General features: G+C 73.1%; 23 protein-coding genes. 11 read left to right on the forward strand and 12 right to left on the reverse strand.

Translation table 11 applies throughout. From position 1 onward, the window contains the following. Nucleotides 1–43 precede the first annotated feature (43 nt). Nucleotides 44–922 carry a RimK family alpha-L-glutamate ligase gene (locus ACIQPQ_RS02450; RefSeq protein ID WP_401298664.1) on the forward strand — a complete coding sequence of 293 codons (879 nt, stop codon included), beginning with the start codon at nt 44–46 and terminating at the stop codon, nt 920–922. Between the two features lie 42 nt (nt 923–964). Here the strand turns inward: ACIQPQ_RS02450 and ACIQPQ_RS02455 are convergent, their stop codons facing one another. The 3 genes from ACIQPQ_RS02455 to ACIQPQ_RS02465 form a co-directional block, all read right to left on the reverse strand. Then, entirely contained in the window at nt 965–1,615 is a 651-nt protein-coding gene (locus ACIQPQ_RS02455; RefSeq protein WP_401298667.1) for a hypothetical protein, read from the reverse strand. A 158-nt stretch (nt 1,616–1,773) separates the two neighbouring features. Further along, nucleotides 1,774–3,066 (reverse strand): MAB_1171c family putative transporter, encoded by a 1,293-nt coding sequence (locus tag ACIQPQ_RS02460; RefSeq protein ID WP_401298670.1) that lies wholly within the window; start codon nt 3,064–3,066, stop codon nt 1,774–1,776. After that, complete coding sequence (locus tag ACIQPQ_RS02465) at nt 3,063–3,695, reverse strand: toxin-antitoxin system, toxin component family protein (protein WP_401298673.1); 633 nt, start codon at nt 3,693–3,695, stop codon at nt 3,063–3,065. Before ACIQPQ_RS02465 ends, ACIQPQ_RS02460 begins: the two co-directional genes overlap by 4 nt. Nucleotides 3,696–3,857: 162 nt before the next feature. Here ACIQPQ_RS02465 and ACIQPQ_RS02470 point away from each other — a divergent pair, with 162 nt between their 5' ends. Further along, nucleotides 3,858–4,316: an RrF2 family transcriptional regulator gene (locus tag ACIQPQ_RS02470; RefSeq protein WP_401298676.1), complete on the forward strand. Its 459-nt coding sequence runs from the start codon at nt 3,858–3,860 to the stop codon at nt 4,314–4,316. Nucleotides 4,317–4,540: 224 nt separating this feature from the next. Continuing rightward, the gene (locus tag ACIQPQ_RS02475) at nt 4,541–5,194 is read left to right on the forward strand and encodes a DUF4360 domain-containing protein (RefSeq protein WP_401298679.1); all 654 of its coding nucleotides are present in this window, start codon (nt 4,541–4,543) and stop codon (nt 5,192–5,194) included. Between the two features lie 55 nt (nt 5,195–5,249). Here ACIQPQ_RS02475 and ACIQPQ_RS02480 read toward each other — a convergent pair whose 3' ends face one another. Beyond that, nucleotides 5,250–5,492, reverse strand: a complete 243-nt coding sequence (locus ACIQPQ_RS02480) for a DUF397 domain-containing protein (RefSeq protein ID WP_401298682.1) — start codon at nt 5,490–5,492, stop codon at nt 5,250–5,252. Continuing rightward, on the reverse strand, nt 5,489–6,310 hold the full coding sequence (locus ACIQPQ_RS02485) for a Scr1 family TA system antitoxin-like transcriptional regulator (protein WP_401299591.1): 822 nt from the start codon (nt 6,308–6,310) through the stop codon (nt 5,489–5,491). Before ACIQPQ_RS02485 ends, ACIQPQ_RS02480 begins: the two co-directional genes overlap by 4 nt. A 128-nt stretch (nt 6,311–6,438) precedes the next feature. Between ACIQPQ_RS02485 and ACIQPQ_RS02490 the strand changes: the two genes are divergently transcribed. After that, nucleotides 6,439–6,975, forward strand: a complete 537-nt coding sequence (locus ACIQPQ_RS02490; RefSeq protein WP_401298685.1) for an ATP-binding protein — start codon at nt 6,439–6,441, stop codon at nt 6,973–6,975. On the opposite strand, the gene ACIQPQ_RS02495 is transcribed toward ACIQPQ_RS02490, so the two are convergent. Then, complete coding sequence (locus tag ACIQPQ_RS02495) at nt 6,945–8,018, reverse strand: alkene reductase (protein ID WP_401298688.1); 1,074 nt, start codon at nt 8,016–8,018, stop codon at nt 6,945–6,947. The two genes, ACIQPQ_RS02490 and ACIQPQ_RS02495, sit on opposite strands and share 31 nt — an antisense overlap. 213 nt (nt 8,019–8,231) lie before the next feature. Here ACIQPQ_RS02495 and ACIQPQ_RS02500 point away from each other — a divergent pair, with 213 nt between their 5' ends. The 3 genes from ACIQPQ_RS02500 to ACIQPQ_RS02510 all read left to right on the forward strand — a co-directional run bounded on the left by ACIQPQ_RS02500 (nt 8,232) and on the right by ACIQPQ_RS02510 (nt 11,147). Continuing rightward, nucleotides 8,232–9,179, forward strand: coding sequence for an RNA polymerase sigma factor (locus ACIQPQ_RS02500; RefSeq protein WP_401298691.1), 948 nt, complete (start codon nt 8,232–8,234; stop codon nt 9,177–9,179). Nucleotides 9,180–9,267: 88 nt separating this feature from the next. Then, complete coding sequence (locus ACIQPQ_RS02505; protein WP_401298694.1) at nt 9,268–10,314, forward strand: alpha/beta fold hydrolase; 1,047 nt, start codon at nt 9,268–9,270, stop codon at nt 10,312–10,314. Continuing rightward, nucleotides 10,311–11,147: an N-acetyltransferase gene (locus ACIQPQ_RS02510; RefSeq protein WP_401298696.1), complete on the forward strand. Its 837-nt coding sequence runs from the start codon at nt 10,311–10,313 to the stop codon at nt 11,145–11,147. Before ACIQPQ_RS02505 ends, ACIQPQ_RS02510 begins: the two co-directional genes overlap by 4 nt. A 52-nt stretch (nt 11,148–11,199) precedes the next feature. On the opposite strand, the gene ACIQPQ_RS02515 is transcribed toward ACIQPQ_RS02510, so the two are convergent. After that, nucleotides 11,200–13,233 carry an AAA family ATPase gene (locus ACIQPQ_RS02515; protein ID WP_401298699.1) on the reverse strand — a complete coding sequence of 678 codons (2,034 nt, stop codon included), beginning with the start codon at nt 13,231–13,233 and terminating at the stop codon, nt 11,200–11,202. Between the two features lie 248 nt (nt 13,234–13,481). Between ACIQPQ_RS02515 and ACIQPQ_RS02520 the strand changes: the two genes are divergently transcribed. From ACIQPQ_RS02520 to ACIQPQ_RS02535, 4 genes are all read left to right on the forward strand, one after another. Beyond that, nucleotides 13,482–14,711 (forward strand): acyl-CoA dehydrogenase family protein, encoded by a 1,230-nt coding sequence (locus tag ACIQPQ_RS02520; protein ID WP_401298702.1) that lies wholly within the window; start codon nt 13,482–13,484, stop codon nt 14,709–14,711. A gap of 84 nt (nt 14,712–14,795) precedes the next feature. Continuing rightward, nucleotides 14,796–16,061 (forward strand): dipeptidase, encoded by a 1,266-nt coding sequence (locus ACIQPQ_RS02525; RefSeq protein WP_401298705.1) that lies wholly within the window; start codon nt 14,796–14,798, stop codon nt 16,059–16,061. Then, nucleotides 16,058–17,440: a hypothetical protein gene (locus ACIQPQ_RS02530; protein ID WP_401298708.1), complete on the forward strand. Its 1,383-nt coding sequence runs from the start codon at nt 16,058–16,060 to the stop codon at nt 17,438–17,440. The genes ACIQPQ_RS02525 and ACIQPQ_RS02530 overlap by 4 nt, the downstream gene beginning before the upstream one ends. Beyond that, the gene (locus ACIQPQ_RS02535) at nt 17,437–18,741 is read left to right on the forward strand and encodes an LLM class flavin-dependent oxidoreductase (protein WP_401298711.1); all 1,305 of its coding nucleotides are present in this window, start codon (nt 17,437–17,439) and stop codon (nt 18,739–18,741) included. Before ACIQPQ_RS02530 ends, ACIQPQ_RS02535 begins: the two co-directional genes overlap by 4 nt. A gap of 27 nt (nt 18,742–18,768) precedes the next feature. On the opposite strand, the gene ACIQPQ_RS02540 is transcribed toward ACIQPQ_RS02535, so the two are convergent. The 5 genes from ACIQPQ_RS02540 to ACIQPQ_RS02560 form a co-directional block, all read right to left on the reverse strand. Beyond that, the gene (locus ACIQPQ_RS02540) at nt 18,769–20,046 is read right to left on the reverse strand and encodes a glycosyltransferase (RefSeq protein ID WP_401298714.1); all 1,278 of its coding nucleotides are present in this window, start codon (nt 20,044–20,046) and stop codon (nt 18,769–18,771) included. Between the two features lie 134 nt (nt 20,047–20,180). Next, nucleotides 20,181–21,329, reverse strand: a complete 1,149-nt coding sequence (locus tag ACIQPQ_RS02545) for an acyltransferase (protein ID WP_401298717.1) — start codon at nt 21,327–21,329, stop codon at nt 20,181–20,183. 147 nt (nt 21,330–21,476) lie between these two features. Then, complete coding sequence (locus ACIQPQ_RS02550; RefSeq protein ID WP_401298719.1) at nt 21,477–23,285, reverse strand: hypothetical protein; 1,809 nt, start codon at nt 23,283–23,285, stop codon at nt 21,477–21,479. Beyond that, nucleotides 23,282–23,911, reverse strand: a complete 630-nt coding sequence (locus tag ACIQPQ_RS02555; RefSeq protein WP_401298721.1) for a hypothetical protein — start codon at nt 23,909–23,911, stop codon at nt 23,282–23,284. Before ACIQPQ_RS02555 ends, ACIQPQ_RS02550 begins: the two co-directional genes overlap by 4 nt. After that, on the reverse strand, nt 23,908–24,228 hold the full coding sequence (locus ACIQPQ_RS02560; RefSeq protein WP_401298724.1) for a hypothetical protein: 321 nt from the start codon (nt 24,226–24,228) through the stop codon (nt 23,908–23,910). The genes ACIQPQ_RS02555 and ACIQPQ_RS02560 overlap by 4 nt, the downstream gene beginning before the upstream one ends. Between the last annotated feature and the right edge of the window lie 27 nt (nt 24,229–24,255).

Here is a 24,255-nt window from a genome sequence, read left to right on the forward strand (position 1 = left end):
GTTAGCCTGCGGCTCCGCGTCCCGTACGAGAAGGAGTCCCGCCGTGCCCCGAGTCGCCCTCGCCACCTACGACCCCGGGACCGAGCCGAACAAGGACCGGGACCTGCCGGTGCTGGTGCGTGCCCTGAACGAGGCCGGGGTGACGGCGGAGGCGGTGGTCTGGGACGACGCGGGCGTCGACTGGGCCGCCTACGACCTGGTGCTGATCCGCTCGACCTGGGACTACAGCTGGCGGGCGGCCGAGTTCACCGCGTGGGCGGAGCGCTGCGCGAAGGTGACCCGGCTCGCCAACCCGGCCTCCGTGGTGCGCTGGAACACCGACAAGCGCTACCTCGGCGATCTCGCGGCGGCCGGGGTGCCCGTGGTCCCGACCCGCTATCTCGCCCCCGGCGACCCGCTCGGGCCGGACGTCCTCCCGGAGCGCGGCGAGTACGTCGTGAAGCCCACCTCCGGCGCGGGCGCCCGCTACGCCGCCCGCTACACGCCCGACGGCCGCGACGACGCCGTACGGCATCTCGCGCGGCTGCGGGAGGAGGGGCTGACGGCGATGGTCCAGCCGTACGTGCGGAGCATCGACGCGGTGGGGGAGCGGGCGCTCCAGTACTTCGGCGGGCGGCTGCTGCACGCCAGCCGCAAGCGGGCCGTCCTCGCGCCCGGCACCGCCTTCGACGCGGACAAGGTCGCGCACCCCGGCCTGGAGCCGTGGCTCCCGACGGCCGCCGAGACCGCCCTCGCCGCACGCGCCCTCGCGGCCGTGCCCGACGCCTCCGGCCTGCTCTACGCCCGCGTCGACCTGGTCGACGGCGACGACGGCGCCCCCCTCGTCCTCGAACTCGAACTGGTCGAACCGAACCTCTTCCTGTTCCTGCACCCCGAGTCCGTACGGCAGGTGGTCGCGAGCGTGACCGCGGCGCTGGCCTGAGGGAGTGGGGGCGCGGGGGAGTGAGCGAGTGGGGGAGCGGGGTCAGCTCGCCCCCTGAGCCTCGGCTTCGGCCTCGGCCGCCGGTCCCGTCACCGTGGTGCGCTGGAGCAGGCCCCAGGTGAACTCGGCGTGCACCGTCCACCGTTCACCGCGCGCGTCGGGGGCGGTGAAGGCGAGGCCCCAGCGGGTGGGGGCGGTGCCTTCGAGGGGGCGGGCGGGGGCGAAGGCGCAGGCGGCCTCGTCGACCGTGCAGGACCAGGGGGTCAGGTCCTCCAGGGTGCGCAGGGGCGGCGGGGCCGTGTCCGGGGCACGGACCAGCCACTCGTTCCAGACCGCCCCGCCGGGCGCGAGCAGTACCTCGAAGCGGAGGCCGGGCCAGAGCGGCACCGGCCAGCGCCAGGCCTCGCAGTCCAGATCGCCGATCCGGCGGGCGGTACGGGTCTCGGGCGCCCCGAGCACCGACCGGTAGCGCGCGGCGGCGCCCCGCGAGCGCGGTGAACGCGCCCGCGCCTGCCACCGCTTGTTCGCCTCCCGCATCACACCGACCGACACCCCCAGCGTCCGCCGCGCCTCGTCCACCAGGTCCGGGTTGTGGTCGGCCATGCGGCGCAGCAGGACGAGCTGGAAATCGAGCGGGGTGAGCGGGGCGGGCGTGGCGCCCGGTCGACCGGCGGGAGGCTCTGCGGAGGGCATACGTCCATTGTCCCGCCCGTCCCGGCGCGAGAGCGCGAGGACGCGGGCGCCGGGCAGGGCGTCCGGGGCCGCGCCGGGCACCTCACCGCACGCGCCCGGCTCCCCTCACCGCACGCGCCCGGCTCCCCTCCCCACCCGCGCCCGGTGGCTCCGCACCCTCACCCCACGTCCACGACGCCTGCCTCCAGCCGCCCGGTCACCCGTTCCCGTACGCTCCGCACGACGTCCCCGTCCCGCAAGGCCCGGGAGAGCGCGCCGATGTCCCGTAGCAGGTCGCTCGTGTCCGCGTCGCCGCCGCCACCCCCGCCGCCGGTCCGGTCCCGCTCGGCCCCGTCCTCCCGCGCGTCCACCGCGTCCAGCACCGCCACCGCCGCCGCGACCGCCTTCGCCCGGTCCACCTCGAACCCGAGCCCGGCGCCGACCTCGACGGCCCGCGTCCGTACCTCGTCGTCCACGAACCGCGCCAGCGACAGCAGCCCGTCGCGGATGAACGTCTCGCGCCGGATCAGCCGCAGTTCGGGCGTCGCGCGCAGGACGAACGGCACGCCCGCGCCCCCGCTGCTCTCCTTCATCAGCAGGTACAGCGGCCGCAGTTCGTACAGCGCCAGCCGCACCCGCCAGCGGTCGTGCAGGTACTGGCCCGCGTGCGGGAGGATGAATCCGACCGCGACGAAGATGGCCGACAGGCAGGCCAGCGGCGGTGCCACGGTCGTGCTGAGCCAGTCCAGGTCCTGCCCCGTCCAACGCGCCACCACCGCTGTCAGCTTGACGGCATCGAAGATCAACTGGAGGGCGTACCCGGCCCCGAGGCATTTGAGCCCCCACCGCAGCAGCGAGTCGAGCCCGTCCACCCGCACCCAGTTCCAGATCAGGGTGTTGGTGACGAGTCCCGCCACGGTGTGCGCGAGGAGGTACAGCAGGATCATCTCGCGCGCGTAGGGCGTGTTGGCGTAGTAGGTGTCGAGGTCGCGCAGCCGCTCCTCGGGGATGTCGGCGAGGTAGAACAGCACCCACAGGGCGAGGATGACGGCCGCGTAGACGCCGAGGACGGCCCGTACGGCGGTGCGGGTGCGGGCGGAGCGGTCGGCGAGGCCGTCCCGCCAGGTGATGATCAGCAGCAGGCAGGAGCCGCAGAACGCGGTGAGCAGCGAGTACACCCAGGGCGCGCTGATGTTCGGCACGCCGGTGGCCCGGTTGACCCAGGCGATCGTGGACGGTGCGACGAACACGAACACCGCGCAGGCGAGCAGCAGCAGTCCGCCCACGGCGCGCAGCAGCGGGTCGGTCCACAGCCGGATGATGCTGGGGAGTTTGATGGCGAGCGCGGCGGCGAGGATGCCGGCGGGTATCCACCAGAACGTGGGGTAGAGGCCGTCGATGAACTCGGTCGGTGAGAAGGCGAGCCGGACGGCGGCCTCGGCGGGCGCCGCCGGGACGAGGGGGACGGTCATCGGTGGTCCGCACCCCCGGGTCCCCGGTAGCCCAGCGTCCGCCGCAGCGCGTCGAGCGCGACGGAGGTGTCCTCGGCCGCAGCCGCGGGCGGCGGTCCGCTCAGCAGGGGCCGGAACGTGGCGGCGAGCCGGTGCCCGAAGTCGTCGGCCTCCGCTTCCTCGCGGGCCCGCGACCCGTTGCGGGCGGCCACCGCGAGGGCGACCTCACGCCAGCCCGGCTGCCCGGCGAGCGCGCGGGCGGCTGCCGTACCGGCGGCGTGGTGGGAGGTGTGACCGGCGTGCAGGTGCCACAACTCGTGGCCGAGAATCACGAGTTGCTGCACGGCTTCGGCCCGCTCCTCCACGATGACGAGGTCGAAGTCCTCGAACTCGACGCACAGTCCGGTGACGTCGAACCCGTCGGGGAACCGCTCGAACCGCAGTTCCACGGGCCGTCCGCCGTGCAGGGCCCCCATCGTCTCGCACAGCGCACGCGCCACCTCCCTCACCCCGGCGGGCGCGGTGGGCCGCTCCCGCAGCGCGGTGGCCAGGTCCCCGGCCAGGCCGCGCATGGCCGCTCCCGGCCCGGGGCGGCGCCGTAGCGCCGAGCCGATCCGGACAGCGATCCGGCGACCGCCCGCGATGCCCATCCGGTCCCCCTCTGGCTGCGCCCAGCCGCTTCACGCCGCTGCGCGCCGCGTTTTCCGACGTTTCCCGCTGCCGCGAGGCAGCCGCTCCGAGGCTACGCGGCCGGGCGTGTCCGCGTCACGCGCTGAGATGAGCTGTAAGGATTCGGGCGCGACAATGGCCGTATGAGGATCTCGGCACGGGCTGACTACGCGGTACGGGCGGTACTGGAACTGGCCGTACGGCAGAGCGGCGACCCGGTGAAGGCGGAGACGGTCGCCGCCGCCCAGGCCATCCCGCACAAGTTCCTGGAGGGCATCCTCGGCGACCTCCGGCGCGGCGGGATCGTCGACAGCAGGCGGGGCGGGGGCGGCGGCTACCGCCTCGCCCGCGATCCGGCCGCGATCACGGTCGCGGACGTGATCCGCGCGGTCGACGGCCCGATCGTGTCGGTGCGCGGCGAACGCCCGACCGGCCTCACCTACACCGGTACGGCCCAGCCGCTGCTGCCGCTGTGGATCGCCCTGCGCGCGAACGTCCGCCGCATCCTGGAGGGCGTCACGATCGCCGACATCGCGGCGGACGCCCTCCCCGAGCCGGTCCGCCTCCTGGCGGCGGAACCGGCGGCGTGGGAGAACCCGTAGCCGACGGGACGGGTGGCCCGCCGCTTGCGGACCGACGGGGTGTGAACAGGACCGGGTGAATGGCCGGAGTTCGGGGTGGGCGACCCGGTTCCGCGTTCCTACGATGCGAGCGCCCCGCTTCTTCACAGCGGCTCCACATCAACTCCGTTGATTCTTCACAGAGTTGATGAGATCGACGGTGTGGCGGAGGCGGGTCCAGCCACCCCCCGACCCAGGGAGAGACCATGCCAGGTGGGCTCCTTCTGAGCGGCGCCGCCGCCGCTCTTCTCACCGCCGTTCTTCCCGCGCACAACCCGTCCGGCGGCATCGCCGACCCGCCGCCGGACAGGATCGTCATCGACATCGCCACGGTCAACGGCTCCGGCTGCCCCCAGGGCACCGCCGCGATCGCCGTCTCCGAGGACAACACCGCGTTCACGGTCACCTACAGCGACTACCTCGCGCAGGCGGGCGGCGGTTCCAACCCGACGGCGTTCCGCAAGAACTGCCAGCTCAACCTCGTCGTCCACGTCCCGCAGGGCTTCACCTACGCCATCGCCAGCGCGGACTACCGGGGCTACGCGAGCCTCCAGCGCGGCGCGAGCGCCGTGCAGCGAGCCTCGTACTACTTCCAGGGCTCGTCCAGCACGGTGTACCGCAACCACCCGATCAACGGCGCCTACGACGACAACTGGCAGGCCACGGACACCACGGACTGGGCGCAGATGGTGTGGGCGCCGTGCGGGGTGCAGCGCAACTTCAACATCAACACGGAGCTGCGGGTGACGGCCGGGACGGCGTCCCCCGGCAAGGTCAGCTTCATGACGATGGACTCCACCGACGGCGACCTCAGCACCGTCTACCACATGGCGTGGAAGGAGTGCCCGGGAAAGAAGTGACACCGAGGTGAGGAGGGGGCCGCCCGTCCCAGCGGGCGGCCCCCGTCCGGGTACGTCAGCGCGCCGCGTGGACGACGAACTCCGCCCAGGCGGCGGGAGAGAGAGCGAGCTGGGCGCCGCGCTTGTCCTTGGAGTCGCGGACGTGGATCTGGTCGGGGCACTGGGCAACCTCGACGCAGTCACCGGAACTGCTGCTGCTGTACGTCGACTTGTGCCAGGAGAGGGCGATCTCCACGCAGTCGTCGCCGGAGCTGCTGCTGTAGGTGCTCTTGAACCAGGTGAGGTCGGTGGTGCTCATAAATCTCCTCGCATCCGCTGCAACAGGCTCCGCGAGTCTTTGGGAGGGAGAGCCTGTGAGCGCATCCTGGCATATCGCATCTGAAGGGTGCTCACCACTTGTCGGTCGGCGACGAGATGGCCGCTTTCCTGCCCTTCGCAGTAGGCGTAGTGCTTGTTCTCGGGGGTCTCCAGCAGACGCATCGGGCCGTGAAGTCCCGAGTGTTCGTCCTGCTCGACCGGCATGATCTGGACCTCGACGTTCCACAGCTCGCCGATCCGTAGCACATGGTCGATCAACTCCAGACTGACGTCCCTTCCGCCCAGTCCGCGCCGAAACAGGTGCTCCTCCAGAATGAAGCCGAAAGCCGTATTGGGGCGCTCGGCCAGCAACCTCTGCCGCTTGGTCCGTTCGACCCAATTGGCTTCAACCTGGTCACCGGCCATGGGCGGCAGGTGATTGCGGAACAACGCTCGCGCGTACGGCTCCGGCTGCAACAGCCCCGGAATCAGCCGACACTCGTACGTGTACAGCGCGATCGCCTGCTCCTCCAGCTTGGCCCACTCGCGGAACCAGGCCGCCAGGCCGGGCCGCCGCATCAGATACGGTGCCGACGCGCGCAGCGCACCCGTGTTGCCCAGGACCTTCTCGGCCTCCTCGACGAGGTCGATGTCCGGCTTGCGTCGGCCCAACTCCACTGATGCGACGGTGTGTTTGGAGTAGCCGACCCGCCGGGCGAACTCCTCCCTGCTCAGTCCATGGAACTCCCGTAACGCCTGGACAACCGCGCCGAACGTACGCAGACTGTCGGACGGCTCCGGTTCACCGCTGACCACCATGGTCACCTCCCGCGCCCTATGGTCACGGCGCGTCACCGGTACTGTCCAGCCCGTAGCCGCGTACGCTGCGCCAGCGTACGTGGCGTCACCCTGGCGAACCCCTGGTGGAACCGGGTCGGATGGGTGCCATGACAGCAGACCCCACCTCGCAACCGCTGTTCACCGTACGTGTGTTCAGCCAGCGTTTCAGCTCCACCCCACGCGGCGCCCGCCTGGCCCGGCACCTCGCGGTCGCCCAGCTCGACGTCTGGGGGATTCCGCACGGCACGCACGTCTCGGAGGCCGTCGCCCTGATCGTCGGGGAACTGGCGGCGAACGCCGTGACCCACGGCCGGGTGGCGGGACGGGACTTCGAGCTGAAAGTGGCGCTGATCCCGGGCAGCGTACGGATCGAGGTGACGGACACCCGGACCGGCTGCCGCCCCCTCGGCCCCGACACCGTACGCCCGCCGCTGCCGCTGGACGAGCGGGGCCGGGGCCTGACGCTCGTGGACGCGGTGGCGGCCCGCTGGGAGGTCGTGGACCGGGAGCCGCCGCCGGGCAAGACGGTCCGCGCCGAGGTCGACGTACCGCAGTGGCGCTCCCTGCACCGGCGGGGCGCGGCGCGGGCCGACGCCCGCGCGGGGGCGGCCGGTCAGGCGTCGGCGGTGGGGAAGTCGGTGTAGCCGGTCGCGTCGCCGCCGTAGTACAGGTCGGGGCGGTCCGCGGTGAGGGGGAGCCCCTCGCGCCAGCGCCGTACGAGGTCCGGGTTGGCGAGGAAGGGCCGTCCGACGGCGACGGCGTCGGCGAGACCCTCGGTGAGCAGGGCCGCGGCGGACCGGTCGGTGGTGACCGAGCCGAACCCGTCGTTGGCGAGGAGCGGACCCCCGAACCGGACGCGCAACTCCCGTACGAGATCGCTCGCCGGGTCGGCGAGGACGTGCAGATAGGCCAGGCCGAGCGGTGCGATGCCGTCGATCAGCGCCCCGTACGTGGCGAGGGTGTCGGCCGGATCGTCCTCGACGACGCCCAGGATGTCGTGGCTCGGCGAGATGCGGATGCCGACCCGCTCGGCGCCGATGGCCTCCGCCACCGCCCGCGTCACCTCGACCACGAACCGGGCGCGGGCCGCGGGGCTGCCGCCGTAGCCGTCGGTGCGCAGGTTGCTGGTCCGGCCGAGGAACTGGTGCAGGAGATAGCCGTTGGCGGCGTGCAGCTCGACACCGTCCAGCCCCGCCTCGCGGGCGGCCCGCGCGCTGGCGACGAACTCCCCGATGACGGAGGCGAGTTCGGACTCCTCCAGGGCGCGCGGGAGGGTGAACTCCTTCATGCCCCCGCGGGTGAAGATCTCGCCCGGCGCGCGGACGGCGCTCGGGGCGACGCTCTCCAGGCCGTTCTTGTTGTCGGGGTGGGCCACGCGGCCCACGTGCATCAGCTGGGTGACGATCAGCCCGCCCTGCGCGTGCACGGCGTCGGCGATCTCCCGCCAGCCCGCCACGTGCTCGGCGGTGTGCAGGCCGGGGGTGTCGAAGTAGCCCTGCCCGACGGCGCTGGGCTGCGTCCCCTCGGTGACGATCAGCCCCGCCGACGCGCGCTGGGCGTAGTAGGTGGCCGCGTGCGGACCGGGGACACCGTCCCGGCGGGCCCGGCTGCGCGTCATCGGGGCCATCACCACCCGGTTGCGCAGTTCCCACTTCCCGACGGTGACGGGGGAGAAGAGATCGGACATGCGACGCCTCCAGAGAGAGTCCCCCGTCGTAACCGTTCCGCTTACGTCGAGGGCGAAAAAAAGAACTGTCGTAACAGTAATGGATACATCGAGTGGTTGCTAGTTCAACTTTCGGCTGGCACGGTGGAGCACCGAGGGGGCAGAGGGGGCGGGGGGGGGCGAGGGGACGGAGGGAGCCGGGGCGCCGTCACCCGGAAGGGTTATTGTCACGGTATGGCCGATCTTCTGACGCCCGCGGCACCGCAGGACGCCGAGCTGGTGCGCGCCGCGCGCGCGGGCGACGCCGGTTCGCTGGGCCTCCTGCTCAGCAGACACCGCGCGGGCATGTACGCCGTCGCGCTCGCCCTGCTGGGCCACAGCCAGGAGGCCGAGGACGCCGTCCAGGACGCCGCGCTCATCGCGCTGCGCCGCCTCGGCGACGTACGGGACCCCGACGCCGTCGGCCCCTGGCTGCGGATGGTCGTACGCAACGAGTGCCGCGCCCGGCTGCGCCGGACGTCCGCGCTCACCCTGGCCGAACCCGGGCGCGCGGTGACGGCGCGACCCGGCGAGGGGCCGCCCGACCCGGCGGAGATCATCGAACGGCACGCGCTGCGCGACTGGGTGTGGAGCGCGCTGGAGGACCTCCCCGCGGGGCTGCGGCTGGTGACGATGCTGCGCTACTTCACCGACGTCACCTCCTACGAGGACATCGCGGCGCTGTGCGCGACGCCGGTCAGCACCGTGCGCGGCAGGCTCCACCAGGCGCGCACCAAGCTCGGCGCCGCGCTGCTCGCCTCGGCCGAACTGGCCCACGACGACGTCTCCGCCCACAGCGCGCGGCACCGCGCGCTCGCCGAGGAGACGATCGCCTCCGCGCACCGCGGCCGGATCGCCTCGGCGCTCGCCGAGTGGTGGTCGCCCGAGGCGGCCGTGACCTGGCCCACCGGCAAGCGCACCGGCGTCGACTACCTGCCCGTCGCCTTCGACCACGACCTCTCCGACGGCGTGCGCCACCGGCTGCTCAACGTGGTGGCCGGCCGCGAGGTGGTCATCTGGGAGGCGGCCCTCCTCAGCCCCCCGGAGGACCCGTACCACTGCCCGCCGGGCGTCGTGTGGGTCCACTTCCTGGACCAGGGACGCGTCAGCAGACTGCGGCTGTACCACCCGCGCCGTCACTGAGAGTGCGCATCTGTCGACGGTGCGCGGTCGCCGGAAGAAAGTCGGGCGGTCGTGCGAACTTTCTCCGGGGTCATCCCATCGTGTGGGTATGAAGCGACAGAACCACAGCTCCGAGGGCCCGCCGGGGCACGGCGGCCCGCCGGGTGAGACCCGCACCGTCCTCGTCGACGGCGTACGCCAGGTCTACCGGATCGCGGGCCGGGGCCCCCTCTGCCTGGTGCACTCCGGCGGGCCGGGCGTGCACCCGGAGTACCTGCGGATGCCCGGCCTGGAACACGGGCTGACCCTGGTGCACCTGGACCCGGTGGGCGCGGGCGACAGCGACCGGCTGCCCGACGGCGACTACTCCCCGTCCCGCTACGCCCGCCACGCCGCCGCCGTCCTCGACGACCTCGGCGCGCCGCGCGCGTACCTCCTCGGCCACTCGCACGGCGGCTTCGTGGCGCTCCAGTTCGCCCTCGACCTCCCCGACCGGCTCGACGGACTGATCCTCTACGACACCGCCCCCACCAACGGCCCCGACCAGCGGGAGGCCGCGACCAAGGAGATGGCCGCGTTCGTCGCGCGCTGGCCGGACCGCCCGGAAGCCGCCGCGGCGGGCCGGATGTGGGACGCGGTCAACGTGACCCGCACCCTGGCCGTCACCGACGACGCGTCGGCGCTGCGCTATCTGAGCGGCATCCTGCCCGCCTACTTCGCCGACCACCGCAGGACGGCCGCGCTGCGGGGCGGCTCCCTCGCCCTGCGGGTCACCCACGACCCGAACCGGCTCCCCGCCCCCTGGGACGTACGGGACCGCCTGGGCGCGATCGACGTACCGGCCCTCGTGATCGTCGGCGCCCACGACTTCATCTGCCCGCCCCGCTTCGCCCGCGCCCTGCACGCCGGAATCCCGGACGCACGGCTGGTCGAACTGCCGGACAGCGGCCACTTCGGCCACCTTGAGCAACCGGACGAGTTCACGGCCGCCGTGCTGGCCTTCGTCCGCGACCGGGGACACGACCACAGGACCGACGACGCGACCTGCGACACGACCGACCGCGTGGCGGACCGCGTGACCGACCGACCCAGCGACCTTTCGGGCCGCCTCTCCGGCCGCCGGGACACCGATCATGAGACGGGGACCCAGGGATGACCACCACCGTGCCGTTCGGCCTGGCCGAACAGACCGAGATCAGGGCCTACACCGACTTCGCGGCGGGCTCGCCGACGCACCTGCGGGAGGCGCTGGGCATCGCCACCCTGCGGGTCGGCCCGGCGCTGGCGCTGGTGATCCGCGCGGACCCGAGCCGGTTCTTCAACCGCGTCGGCGGATTCCGGCCCGACGAGCCGATCACCCCGGACACCGTGGCCCGCGTCTGCGACTTCTACCGTGAACAGGGCGTCCCCCAGGGCTCGTTCATGATCGCGCCGTCGATGCTGCCGCCGGACTGGGCCGCCACCGCCGAGAAGCTGAACCTCACCGAGGGCAACCGGCTGGTGAAGCTGGGGCTCGACATCGAGGCCGCCGCCCCCGCGGCCGACGGGACCAGGCCGCTCGACCCCGGCCTCCGCGTCGGCCCCGTCGGACCCGACGAGGCGGAGGAGTGGGCGACGGTCATGATGACGACGTTCGGCCTCACCGGGCCCGGCCTGATCGACATGGCCGCGGCGTGCGTGGGCCGACCGGACTGGCGGCAGTTCGCCGTCCGCGACGGCGCGCGGATCATCGCCGTCGGCAGCGTCTTCGTCAACGGGGTGTGCGCGGACATGTTCGGCGGCGCGACCCTCCCCGAAGGCCGGGGGCGCGGCGCCCAGTCCGCCCTGCTCGCCGCCCGGGTGGCGGCGGCCCGCAGCGCGGGCTGCCGCTGGCTCGTCGCCGAGACCGGCGCGGAAGGACCCGGCGAACACAACTCGTCGCTCCACAACATGCTGCGCACCGGCTTCCAGCCCCTCTACGAGCGGACCACCTGGCTCTGGCGCGAGTGAGCCGGGACGGGCGCGCCCGGCTGCCGCGGCCCGGCCCCGGCGGGGCGGGAGGTCACGTCCGCGCGGGCGCGTCCCGTGCGTCCGCCCCCGTCTCGTACCGCCACAGCTGCTCGCTCACGTGATCGATACCGCGCGTCAGATGGCGACGGTACGTCGTGAACGGCAGCCCCAGGGTCCGCGCGGCGGCCTCCTGGGTGGGGGCGGCGTGCAGGAAGGTCGCGTCGAGGACCCGGTGCGGTTTCGACAGGGCCGGGTCCGACGCCATGGCCCGGATCACGCGCAGGAGCAGCGCGCGCAGTTCGTCCCCTCGTTCACCCGGCGCGAGCGAGCCGAACAACTGCGTCCGCAGGAGCACGCTGTCGGCGAGGGAATCACTGTGCAGCAGACGCAGGGCGGAGCGCACCGCCGAGGTGAATTCCGTACGGGAGAGCACGAGGAATTCCTCGGGACGTTCCGTCGGAACGGCCGCAGAACCGTCGGAAAGCGCTTGCGCCGCCAGTTGGTCGAGCCAGGGTTCCAGGGGCGCACGGCGCCAGTCGCGGGCGAACAGCCCGAAATCGGTCGCACCCACGCGCGGAAGGCGCGGAAGCGGGAAATGCTGGAGCCCGGCGAATCCCTCCTCCCACAGCTCGCTGTGCGCCGTGACACAGAACGACCAGGCCAGTCCGCCCCCGGCCACCCAGGCGCGGGCATTACGGAACAGCATGAGGTCCATGACGGGCGAGCGTTCCTCGTAATGCTCCGGGTCGATGACGAAGCGCGACACACCCAGGTGTTCCCCGGGCCGCAGCGGCCCGTACTCCTCCACGTGCGCCCAGGCGGCGTCCACCACGGGGTCCGCCGCGCGGTCCGACGCGCTGGGCGCGGTCAGTTTCAGCCAGGCGGAGAATCCGACCGGCCGGCCGGTGGAGGCCCGGCGGCACACCTCGAAGGACTCCGGGGCGCGGTCCAGCCAGTGGGCCACGATCGCGGCCAGCTGCGGGCCCTCCGCCTTCTCGGCCAGATCCAGCACGCGCCGGCGGTCGGTCTCCCGGTACCGGTCCCCGAAGAGGTCGTCCGGCTGGTGCCAGTGGAAGAACTGCGCCATGACGGGACTGCGCCGCAGGAGGAAGAGAAGACCGTGGGTGGCCCGCGCCCCCGCCTCGGCCCGCACGCGCGCCGTCAGATGGTTCCGAACCGCCTGGTGAAGAGCCGCGTACGACTCCTGATCACGCCATCGCAGGTCGGCTTCCAGGGCGTTGCGGACGACATCGTGCGGGAAGACGCCGCCGCTGCTGAACTCGGTGAACGGCAGGCCGGTCAGCCAGGCGAAGAGATCGGCCGCCTCGTCCGCCGGGAGGACGGCGCGCAGCAGATCCTCCGTGGTGAACTCGGCCAGGGCGCACACGGCCAGCGCGCTGCGGTGCCGCGGGCTCGGCACCTCACCGACGAGGCGGGGGAGCAGGACGGACACCACGTCCTGGCCGGGCTCCCACGTGGGATGACCGGCGTCGTCCCGCGCGGCCACCTCGGCGGCCAGGCTCAGGGCGAGCGGATGACCGTCCGAGAATCCGACCAGGGCCGACCGCAGACGCTCGGGAACCCCTTTCCGCTCCATGAGCGCCGCGCATTCGCCGGGGCGGAGATTTCCCAGCGGCATGACGCGCAGCGTGTCGGACCACGCGATGTCGGACGTCCACGCGGGGTCGGGGGAATGGCGACTGGCGACGAGGACGAGGCAGTCGTGCGGGAGGCCGGGCAGGAAGACCTCACGCAGCCAGGTCTCCAGGTCCTGGCAGTACTCGAAGGTGTCGACCACCAGCACCGCGCCGTCCGCGAGCGGCCCCGCCGCGGCGAGGAAGGCCGAGGGCGAGACGTCCAGCCGGCGACCGTCGATCTCGGTGACCGGGCGCCCCGCCGCCCGCGCGTCGTCCGAGAACTGCCGCAGCAGCGCGGATTTCCCGACCCCGCCGATCCCGTGGACGTAGAACACACCGGGAGATCCGTCCGCCGCGCTCAGGGCGGCGGCGAAGACATCCCGTTCGTCCTGCCGTCCGACGAAGGCCCGCCGCCGCGCGGAGTCCAGTCGGTCCCTCAGCGTTCTCAAGCCCTTTCCTCCGCTCACCCCGTCACCGGCAGAAAAATGGACAGTCAATGGGCACCGATCGGCCTGGAAAACGGACAGTTCACGCGCCCACCATGGCCATGCTATCGGCCCTCCCGCGGACACCCCGGAATCCCCGGAGGCACCGCGGTGGAGCCCCGCAGAACACCACCGAGGAACAGAGAGACACGAAAGCCATGGCAGTGAACGAAACGGCAGCCCGGAACGAGAAAGCGCAATCAGGAAGCAGGGTGTCTGGCGCCGACATATCCGACGCCGACATAACCATTGCCGACGCATCCGGCGCAGACGTACCCAGCACCGACGTACCCGGCGTCGACGTACTTGGCAGAGCGGCCGCGGTCGCGGACTGGCTTCACCCGCGTGCGGCGCTCTCGCCCGCTTCGGCGACCCTGCCCGCCGACACGGTCGACCTCCTCGAATCCGAGGGGATGTTCCGCCTCGGTCTGCCCCGCGGCCTCGGCGGACGGGAAGCGGACCCCCTGACGCTCGTCCGCACCGCCGAGACCCTCGCGTACGCGGACGGCTCGGCCGCGTGGGCGACGATGACGGGGAACAGCTCGATGTTCTTCGCCTGGCTCGACCAGACCGTGGCGAAGGACCTGCTCGGCGATCGCCCCGGCCGCCCCGTCGCCTCCTCGTTCGCGCCCACCGGGCGCGGCGTCGAGGAGGCCGGGGGATACCGCCTGTCCGGCCGGTGGTCGTTCGTCAGCGGCTCACCGCACGCGTCGCTGCTGGTGGTGGGCTTCATGGTGGCCGGCCCGGACGGCGCCCCGCGGTTCGCCGGGGACCGCCCGCTCATGCGGTGGGCGGTGCTCCCGGCCACGGACGTCCGGATCGTCCCGACGTGGAACGACGCGGCCGGGCTGCGCGCCTCCGGCAGCCACGACGTCGTCGCGGAGGACGTCCACGTGCCGGACGAGCGGACGCTGCTGCCCCTCGCCGAGGCACCGACGGCCGACGGGGCGCTCTACCGGATGCCGTTCTACACCGGCGTCCGCTCGCTGCTCGTCGGCATCCCGCTCGGCGTCGCCCGCCGCGCCCTCGACGAGGTGACGCAGCTGATCCGGGTCAAGACCCGCGAGACGCAGCCACTGGTCCGGGACCAGGACACCCAGATCCGGCTCGCCGAGGCCGAGGCCGCCCTGCGCGCCGCCCGCCACTACCTCCTGGAGACCACCGAGCACACCTGGGAGACCGTACGGTCCGGGGCGCCGGTGGCCCTGCCGCTGCGCGCCGAGTACACGCTCGCCGCTCAGTTCGCGATGCGGAGCGCCGTGGACGCGGTCAACCTGGCGTTCGGTGTCGCCGGGGCGTCCGCCTCCCTCGCCGGGGACGTCATCCAGCGCTGCTGGCGCGACGCCAACGTCGCGAGCCAGCACATCGCCTTCTCCCGCGGCCGCTGGCGGGCCGCCGGACAGGCACTCCTCGGGGCGGACCTCGACCCCGACACCGTATGACACCGACGGACACCGCCCCCGCGAACCGACCGGCCCCCGCACCCCCGCCACCACCAGCCACCCCCCCCACCGGGAGACGACCCCATGACGCGCCCCCTGCCCGCCACCCCCGACACACCCGCGGACGCGGACGCACCCACCGGCAGCGGCACCCCCACACGCCCCACGCCCCTCGCCCACGGCGGCTACGAGGCGTTCTCCTACCGGGAGCCCGACGCCGCCCCGCCGCCCTTCGCGCTCGCGCCCGACGTGGACCGCCTCCCCGCGTACGACGTCGGCCTCGGCCCCGAGCAGGAGGAACGCGCCGCCGCGCTCCTCGCGGACAGCCTCGTCGTCTCCCTGCACGACCATCCCTTCCGGCTCCCCGCCGACCTGTCCGAACTGCGTGCCTACCAGCGTTCGGGACGGGTGGCCCTCGGCTACGCGGGCCTCGCCCGTTCTGGGATGAGCGCCGTGTTCGACAACGTGGGCGGCCCCGGCTGGTCATGGGACGAGACCGTCACCGACCTCGGCATACGCCTGTGCGACGTCGCCCACCAGGACTTCGTCCGGCACGCCCGCACCGTCGCCGACATCCGGGAGGCCCACACCACCGGCCGTATCGCCCTGGTGACGGGGCTGGAGGGCGCGGAGTCCATCGGCGGCAGCCTCGACCGGATCGACGTGCTGTACGGACTCGGCGTGCGTCAGCTCGGCGTCGTCTACCAGGCCGAGAACGCCCTCGGCTACGGGTTGCAGGCCCCGGTCGACCACGGCCTGACCGCTTTCGGACGCCGGGCCGTGCGGCGCATGAACCGCCTCGGCATGGCGATCGACGTGTCGCACGCCGGTGACCGCACCACCCTGGACGTCATCGAGGCGAGCGAGCACCCGGTGCTCATCACCCACGCGGGGGCGAGGGCGGTGTGGAACACGCGGAGGATGAAACCCGACGAGGTGATCACCGCGTGTGCGGCACGGGGCGGACTCATCGGCCTGGAGGCCGCGCCGCACACCACGCTCAGCGCCGCCCACCCGCGCCACGACGTGGAGTCGGTCCTCGACCACCTGCGGTACTGCGTGGACCTGGTCGGGGTCGAGCACGTGGCCTTCGGCCCGGACACCTTCTTCGGCGACCATGTCGCCCTGCACGCCGAACTCGCGGGCACGCTGGGCCTGGCCGCCTTCCACGCGGCGGGCCCGGCCTTCACCCCGACCGACCACGTCCGCGGACTGGAGAACCCGGGCGAGTGCTTCCCCACACTGGTGCGCTGTCTGGTGCGCGACGGATGGGACGACGCCTCGATCACCGCCGTCCTCGGAGGGAACGTGCTGCGCGTCCTGGAACAGATCTGGGGGACCGGCCGATGACGACCCGTGCCCTCGCGGGCCCCGGCGGCACCGACGCGCCGTGGCTCACCCGGCGGGAACAGGAGTGGCTGGGCACGCACCTGCGGACGTGGCTCGGCAGCCGCGCCACCGTGCCGCTGACACCGGCCCCTCGGCCCTTCCACCCCCCGGCCGCCCGGGTACGGACGTCCAGGGACCGGCCGCGCGCGGTGGACGCCTTCTTCCACCACTGTCTGGGCGTCTACCGGGCCGTCCTGGACGGCACGGTCCCGCCCGTGGTGGCCCGCGCGCTGTACGGGGATCTGCCGCCGCACCTGGGGCTGGACTTCCACCGCTCGCTCGGGGCGGCGGCCACCGCCGTACCCCGGAGCTACCGGACCGACGAGTCGCTCGACGGCCGGATGTACGAGATCCAGGCACCGGGCTCCGGCTGGGGCGAGTACCTGCTGCTCGCGGACCACGCCGCCGCCTTCCACCCCGGCACCGCACCCGACGCCGCCACGGTGGCGCAACGGTACGTCGACGCCCTCCGGCGGGCCGTGGGCACGGACGACCCGGCCGTGCTCTACCTGACCGACACCGCGACCGGCCAGACCGGGGTGCGCTACTTCGTGGAGCGCACGCGTGCGGCGGGAGCCCGCTACTACGGCCTCGACACCGGCGTGGGCCCCGACGACGTACGGCACATCCGGTCCCACTCCTTCCCCAGCCTGTTCACCGAGCAGCACCCCTCGGGCCATCTGGCGCGCGCGGCACGGGAGCCGCACCTGTACGACCCGTCCGTCAACGCCCTCTTCTTCAGCAAGATCACGACCGCGCTGCCGTTCTGGCGGTTCACCCGCGACCTCTTCTCCGACGCGGACCGGTCGCTGTTCCCCCACACGGCGGTCCTGGAGGCGGAGGGGGTGCAGATGCCGGACGGACAGGTGCTCCCGTACCGCGCGTTCGCGGCGGGCCTGCAGAAGACGCCCTACTTTCTCAAGTACGCGGGCCATGACGTGTACCGCGGCAGCGGCGGCGCGGGCATCCACCTCCTCGACGGGCGGTCGCCGCACGGCGAGGAGGCCCTCGCGCGGGCGCGGGAGCAGTCGGCGGCCGGCCGTACCTGGATCGTGCAGGAGGCGCTGGACGCCCACGACGCCGCGTGGGACGCGCAGTACCGGGGCGTGACCGGCCGGATTCCCAAGCTGAGCGTGCTGTGCGCCCTGGGCACCTACCTCGGCTCGATGGTGCTCGCGGGCACCGCCGACATCGTGCACGCCGGGACCAGCGACGCGCTCGCCCTGTGCGCGGAGCCCCCGGCCGAGCCGCCGCGGCCCCTGCCCGCGCGGTCCTCCGGCCCCTGCCGGATGCCCGCCGCCCGTACCCACTGCGACGAAGAGGAAAGGGAGTGGGCATGACCACGCGCCGGATGCGACTGGCCGCCTCGGTCAAGGGTCTCGGCTACCACGCCAGCGCCTGGATGATCCCCGGAGTACCGCCGGTGGCGGACTTCGCGCACTACCGCGCGATGGCGGAGACCGCCGAACGGGGCCTGTTCGACCTGCTGTTCATCCCGGACCGGCTGGCCGCCGCGCTGTACGACGTCCCGCGCGGCGCACTCGGCAGGGCGTCCACGGTCACCGACCTCGAACCGCTGACCCTGCTGGCCGCGCTCGCGCCGGTGACCTGCCGCATCGGACTGGCGGCGACCATGTCCACCACCTTCCAGGAGCCCTACACCACCGCCCGTTTCTTCGCCTCCCTCGATCACATCAGCGGCGGCCGGGCCGCCTGGAACGTCGTCACCTCCACCCTGCCGGAGGAGGCCCGCAACCACGGCCTGGCGGCCATGCCGTCGAAGGCGGAGCGGTACGGGCGCGCCGAGGAGGCGGTGGACGTGGTCACCGCGCTGTGGGACAGCTGGGACTCCGACGCCTTCGTCCACGACACCGGGACGGGCCGCTACTTCGACCCCGCGAAGATGCGCCGCCTGGACCACCGAGGACGGCACTTCCGCGTCGACGGGCCCCTCAACGTGCCCCGCACGCCGACCGGCAGGCCCGTCATCGTCCAGGCCGGGGCCTCCCCGGCGGGACGCGAACTGGCCGGGCGCACCGCCGAGATCGTCTACACCGTGCAGAACGAACTGTCCGCGGCCCAGGCCTACTACCGGGACGTCAAGCAACGCGCCGCCGCTCACGGCCGCGACCCGGCGGGCCTGCTCGTCCTGCCCGGTGTCCTGCCCGTGCTCGGGGAGACACGGGCCGCCGCCCACGACCGGCTCCGCCACCTCCGGGAACAGATCGACCCGCAGCTGGGCCTGGCCCATCTCGCCCTCTTCCTCGGCGACCTGTCCTCGTACGATCTGGACGGTCCCGTGCCCGAGCTGGAGGACGACCCCGCGGTGCCGAGCCGCCGCCGCCTGTGGCTGCGCATGGCCCACGAACAGAAACTGACGATACGTCAGCTCTATCAGGCCACCGCGATAGCCAACGGCCACCTGGAGGCCGTCGGCACCGCCGCCGACGTCGCCGACATCATGGAGGAGTGGTTCACCGAAGGCGCCGCGGACGGCTTCAACGTCATGTCGGCCCTCGCACCCCAGGACCTCGACGCCTTCGTCCGCCTCGTGGTGCCCGAACTCCAGCGCCGGGGCCTGTTCCGCGACCGGTACGAGAGCACCACGCTCCGCGGGAACCTCGGACTCGCACCGCGCTGAACGCGCGCGGGAATTGTCAGACAGGCCCTAGACCGGCCGGGCCCCGTCGAGGACCAGCTTCGCCGCGACCGCCGCACCGTCGGTGCGGATGCTCGGGGCGAGGGCGGCGGCGCGTTCGCGGACCGTGGGGGAGAGGGCGGTCGTGAGGGCGGCGGTCAGGGACTCCGCCGTCGGCACCGGCCCGTCGTGGGCAACGCCGATCCCCGACCCGGCGACCCGGCCCGCCCAGTACGGCTGGTCGGCGACCTGCGGCACCAGCACCTGCGGCACACCGGCCCCCGCCGCCGTCACCGTCGTACCGGCACCGCCGTGGTGGACGACGGCGGCGACCCGGCGGAACAGCGCCTGGTGATTGACGTCGCCCACGACGAGGACGTCGTCCCCCTCGTCGACGGGCGCCAGCCCGGCCCACCCGCTGCCGAGCAGTACCCGGCGGCCCCGCGCCCGCGCCGCCGCGACGACCGCGCGGGACACCGCCGCCGGGTCGGCCCCGCGCAACGGCATGCTGCCGAAACCGACGTAGACCGGCGCGGACCCGGCGGCGAGGAACTCCACCAGGTCGGCGGGCAGGGGCCGTTCGTCGGTGCGCAGCCACGCCCCGGTCTGCGTCACGTCCAGGTCGGACGTCTCCCGCCAGGGACCGAGCACGGGGTCGGTGGCGAGGAGAGGGTGGTCGCCGTGGACGTGGTCGCGGACACCGTCCACCGCCGGCAGCCCGACGGAGGCCCGGTGCGCGTTGACCGTCGGCCCGAACAGGGCTTGCAGATGCGCCGAGTTGAGATCCCACAGGGTCCGGTTGTCGGCGCCTTCGGCCGGAATCTCCTGGCCGGGCCAGGGCGCGGGCGCCTGATGCGGGGAGGGCAGGTAGGAGGTGGACAGCGCGGCGAACGCCCAGGCGGCGCCCAGCCGTTCGGCGGCGGCCCGCGCCCCGGCGACAGCGGGCAGCGACCCGGTCGCGACGACGGCGAGATCCCGTACGCCGTCCGCCGCCGTACCGCCGTCGGCCACCTCCGTACCGGCCGCCTCCGTACCGGCCGCCTCGATGACGGCCGCGTCCGCGAGGGCGGTCAGCTCGGCGGCGATGTCCGGCAGCGACGTCTTCCCCGGCACCCGCCCGGTGGCGAGCGCGCGGATCGGCCAGGCGAGCGCCACCATCGGCAGCCCGGCCGCCCCCACCAGCTCCGCGAAGTCCGGCGGGACACACAGCCGCACCTCCGCCCCCAGCTCCCGCAACCGCAGCGCCAGCGCCACGACGGGCTCCACATCACCCCGCGACCCGTACGACGACAGCACTACACGCTTCACACGATCACCCGTTTCCGCAGGTCCTGGCCTTGGACGCACCATCCTGCGGCACACCCGGGGCCTTGCGGCAAGCCCCCCGCCGCGCTATACCTTGAGAAGGGCGAGGAGAGCCGACAAAGGCATCCTCGCCTCAGTCATGCACGGCCCGCGGCGGCGGCGGAGACACCGGATTCCACGGAATCCACGGAATTCGGTAGGTCGGCACGCCCACCAGGCACCACGAGCCCCCCGCCGGCCCCGCTCCTTCCCCCTCCACTTGCCCCTCTCCGGTGGCTGGCGAGGGTCTCCGCCCAGCCGAGGGTGGTGACCGCGCCGCAGGTGAGGACGGTGACGAGGGCGAGGAGGAGGACGGTGTGCCCGCCGGGCGGGAAGTCGTCGAGCCCGGAGACGGCGATGAGGACGGCGGCCGCCGCGATCGACGGGTTGTGCCAGAGATAGATGCTGAGCGCGCGGGAGTTGATCCGCCGCAGCGCCTCCACGAGACGGGGCCGCCGGGTGAAGAAGTCCGCGGACGGCTGGAACCCGAGCAGCAGGACGACGAACCCGGCGGACCAGAGGGCGTTGCCGAGGGGGATGTACCCGAGGTCGAGCCCGTACTCGGTGGTGTGGGTCAGGAACCAGGCCGCCCCCGCGGCGGCGAGCACGCCCGCCAGCACGATCCGCACCCGCCCGCTCAACCGGTCGAGCAGCCCGTCGTGATGGGCGAACCCGAGGAACCAGCAGCCCGCGTACGTGCAGAACTCACCGACGATCGTCCCGGCCGGGTCCGGCAGATACCACCGCTCGGTCTCCAGCATCACCAGCACGGCGAACGGCACCGTCAGCGCGAGCAGCGGCAGCCGCCGGAAGAGGGGCAGCAGCAGCGGCGACAGCAGCACGAACCAGAGGTACGCCCGCAGGTACCAGAGCACCTCCCACAGCGGGGCGCCCCAGTCGCTGCCCGGCGGGTCCACGACGGGCAGCACCCAGTACAGGCACCGCCACGTCACCTCCCAGTCGCCGTCCCCCCGGGCCCGCCACCCCATCAGGGCCACCGCGACGGCCCCCAGCACCCACAACGGCACCAGCAGCCGCCGCAACCGCGAGCCCACCACCTCCCGCACCGCCCGCCCCCGCGACAGGGAGGCCGCCATCAACGACCCCCCGAGCCCGAACATCACCCCCATCGACGGAAACACGACGGTCAGCCAGGCGGCACCGGTCGCGTGATACACCACGACCCGCACGATCGCCACAGCCCGCACCAGATCGAGATACCCACTCCGCCCACGCCCAGAAGTCATCACCCCAGGCTGCGCGGGGGGCCATGAGATTTCGGTGAGGCCCGCGCACGGGAATCACGTGGTTGACCTGTGGACTTGCCCGACGCCCCACCCGCCCGCAGCCATGCGGCCGGAGGACGGCTCCGCCTCCCCTCCCGGTCGGCGGCGTCAGGGGGCCGGGTCCGCCGCAGGCGCGCCGCCCGCCGGGTCGGCGGCGGTCGCCCGGACGACCGGGAGCCCTGTCGCGGCGCCGTCAGCCGGGCGCGGCAAGGGGGACATGGTCCGCTCCAGGAGCAGCCGGGTGCCCGTCAGGCGGGCGGCCAGTTCCTCGGAGTGCTCACGCAGCACGCGCAGATCGGTATCGCCGTCGAGCTTCTGCGACCACAGCACACCACGTCCCAGTTCCAGCAGTTCGAGGGCCTGTTCCGGTCGCTCCGCGTCAAGCTGGGCGGCGGCCGCCGTCGTGGCGAGACCCCCGCCACCGACCGTCAGGAGCATCTCCTGATTGATGCGGTCGAGACCTCGCCAGGCGGCCGTCGGCAGCAGCCGAACGGCCAGGGAAGCGGCCTCGACCCGCTCCGCCGGCCCGGCGTTGCAGTGCCGGCCTAACCGCGTCCAGAACGAGGCCGCGACCAGACGTCGCCACGCGGGGGCGGACTCCGTCAGAGCCAGGCGCCGCCACGCATCGGCCGAGCGGCGCCAGAACCCGGTGGCTGACGAAGACGAGGCCGCCACCGTCGCGTCGGAGTCCGTACCGGCTTCGGGGTCCGCGTCGGCGTCCGGCCGGGACGGGTGGGCCTCCTCGACGTCGGCCCACTGCCAGAACAGCACAGCCAGCCAGCGCAGCAGCTCGGACTCTTCCGCCGGGGTGGCGTCGACCAGCCGTGACTCCACCGTGCGTACCGCCGTGTCGAGTCCTTCGGCCGAACCGGATAACTCGGAGCGCACCACGGCGATCTCGACCTGGGGCAGCCAGTCCGGGTCGCGGGGCTGACGGCGGCGCAGGACGGCCTCCGCCTGGTCGAGGTAGCTCGCCTCGGACAGCGCCTCGGCCTGGAGCACCAGGGCGTGCACGCGGTTGCGCGCCAGCCCCGCGCTCTCCACGTCACGGCGCGGCATGAGCCGGTCGGCGTCCTTGAGATACCAGTGCGCCCGCACGATGTCCTCGGCGTCGCGGAAGATCTCGTAGCGCAGGACCAGGACCGCCGCCAGTTGGGACAGCACGATGCCCCGCTGTCTTCCGTATCCCGACGAGCTCGAGGAGACGGACCACATGAAGGTGCGGCTGAGGGCCTCCGCCTGCTCGATGGCGGTCACCGCGCGCTCGAGATCCGCTACGGCCCACAGCGCCTGGAAACGGGTGTCGTAGGCGCCTGCGAGCCGACACAGCAGGTGGGCCCGCATGAACTCGTCCATCGGCGGCCACTGGACGGTGTCGTAGGCAAGTTTTCGGGGTGGGAACTGCCGGTTCCAGCGGCGCAGTCCTTCCCGGACGGAGAGGCGTGGCCGTGCGGTGCTCTCCCGCCGACCGCACAGCTCGCTCGCGTTCTGGAAGTACGAGATCGCCGCGTCGACGTCCCGTGAGTCTGCGCGCTGTTCGAACCGGCTGATCAGGGCCTCGGCCAGCGCGATCCGGTCCAGTGCCTCGGCCTCCCACGAGGTGGGCGGGGTCGCGAGCGCCTCCTCGCCCAGGGTGATCGCCCGATCGAGTTGCCCGGGATCGTTCGCGAGCGCGGAGAGCGACACGCGGACCTCCATCTCCACGCGGCGCATCAGGTCCCGCGTCCAGGTGGGCATGGACGGCGCGGCGCGCAGGGCAGCCAGCCGCTCTGCCAGGTCCCGCGCCTCCTCCAGGTCGCCCGCCTCGACCGCGCGCACCGCGCGCCCCATGGCCGGACGCCACACCAGGAAGAAGCTGAAGGACACCGTCATGCGCCTTTTGACCAGCGCCATGTCGAGGATGCGCGGACGTTTCACGGGCAGACCTCGACCGTACGCAGCCGGGTGATGCCGACGAGAGGCAGTTCCACGGTCGTACCGCCGTTCTTCAGCCAGACAGTGCCCCGGGCGACGCGCGTCACCGTCCCGCAGACGCTTCCCGTGCCGGGGGAGGTGATCTCCACGGCGGGTTTCTTGGCCGCGGGGCCGTACCAGGTCGCGCCCACCGCGACGACGAGGAGGCAGGCGCAGCCGAGGCTGAGCGTGATGCCCCCGCGCATGGCTTTCAGCGCACTCCTGGCCTCCTTGTGTTCGATCGCCGACCGGGTGGCGCGCATGCCCGCCGGGACGGACGCGAGCGGGCCGTGCGCGGCCCGGTTCAGGAGATAGGCACCGACCGCCCCGCAGATCAGGGCCGCCAGCAGCAGCAATCCGACGACGGATGCCCAGCTCTGCTCCAACTGCCCCACGTCGTTACGCCCCTTGACGAGGCCGAAGCCGACGAGCCCGGCCATGAGGACGCCGACGGCGTTGCGCCAGCCGGTGGCCGCCGCCCGGAGTCTGGGCAGCGCTTCCCGCGCCAGCCGGTGGCGCTCCTGCGCGGCCAGCAGGTCACGCGGGCTCGCCGGGCGGGCCGACGCGGTGACGCGGCGCGGCACGTTCACGACAACACCATGGGCCAGTAGGCGCCGCAACCGGTCCGGCCCTCGGGGCGGTCGGCGTGCTCGCCCACGCACACACAGCTCACCGGAATCTCGTGTCCGCCCGTCGCGTTCGCCTGGGCGCCCGCGGCGGCTGCCCTGTAGACGGGCTCGAAGAGTTCGACGTCGAGGGCGGCGCCGCAGCGCGGACAGGTGCAGATCAGGACGTAGTCGTCGCCGTAGGCCTGTTCCAGGGTGTGGCTCCCCGCGACCTCGATGGCGTAGTACGGCTCGTTGATCTCCTGGTAGGGAACGGGTTGGTGACTTGTCGGAGTCGTCACGCGGCTTCCTTCCGGGCACTTCGGGGT

The sequence above is a fragment of the Streptomyces sp. NPDC091281 genome, assembly GCF_044757425.1.
GTDB lineage: Bacteria > Actinomycetota > Actinomycetes > Streptomycetales > Streptomycetaceae > Streptomyces.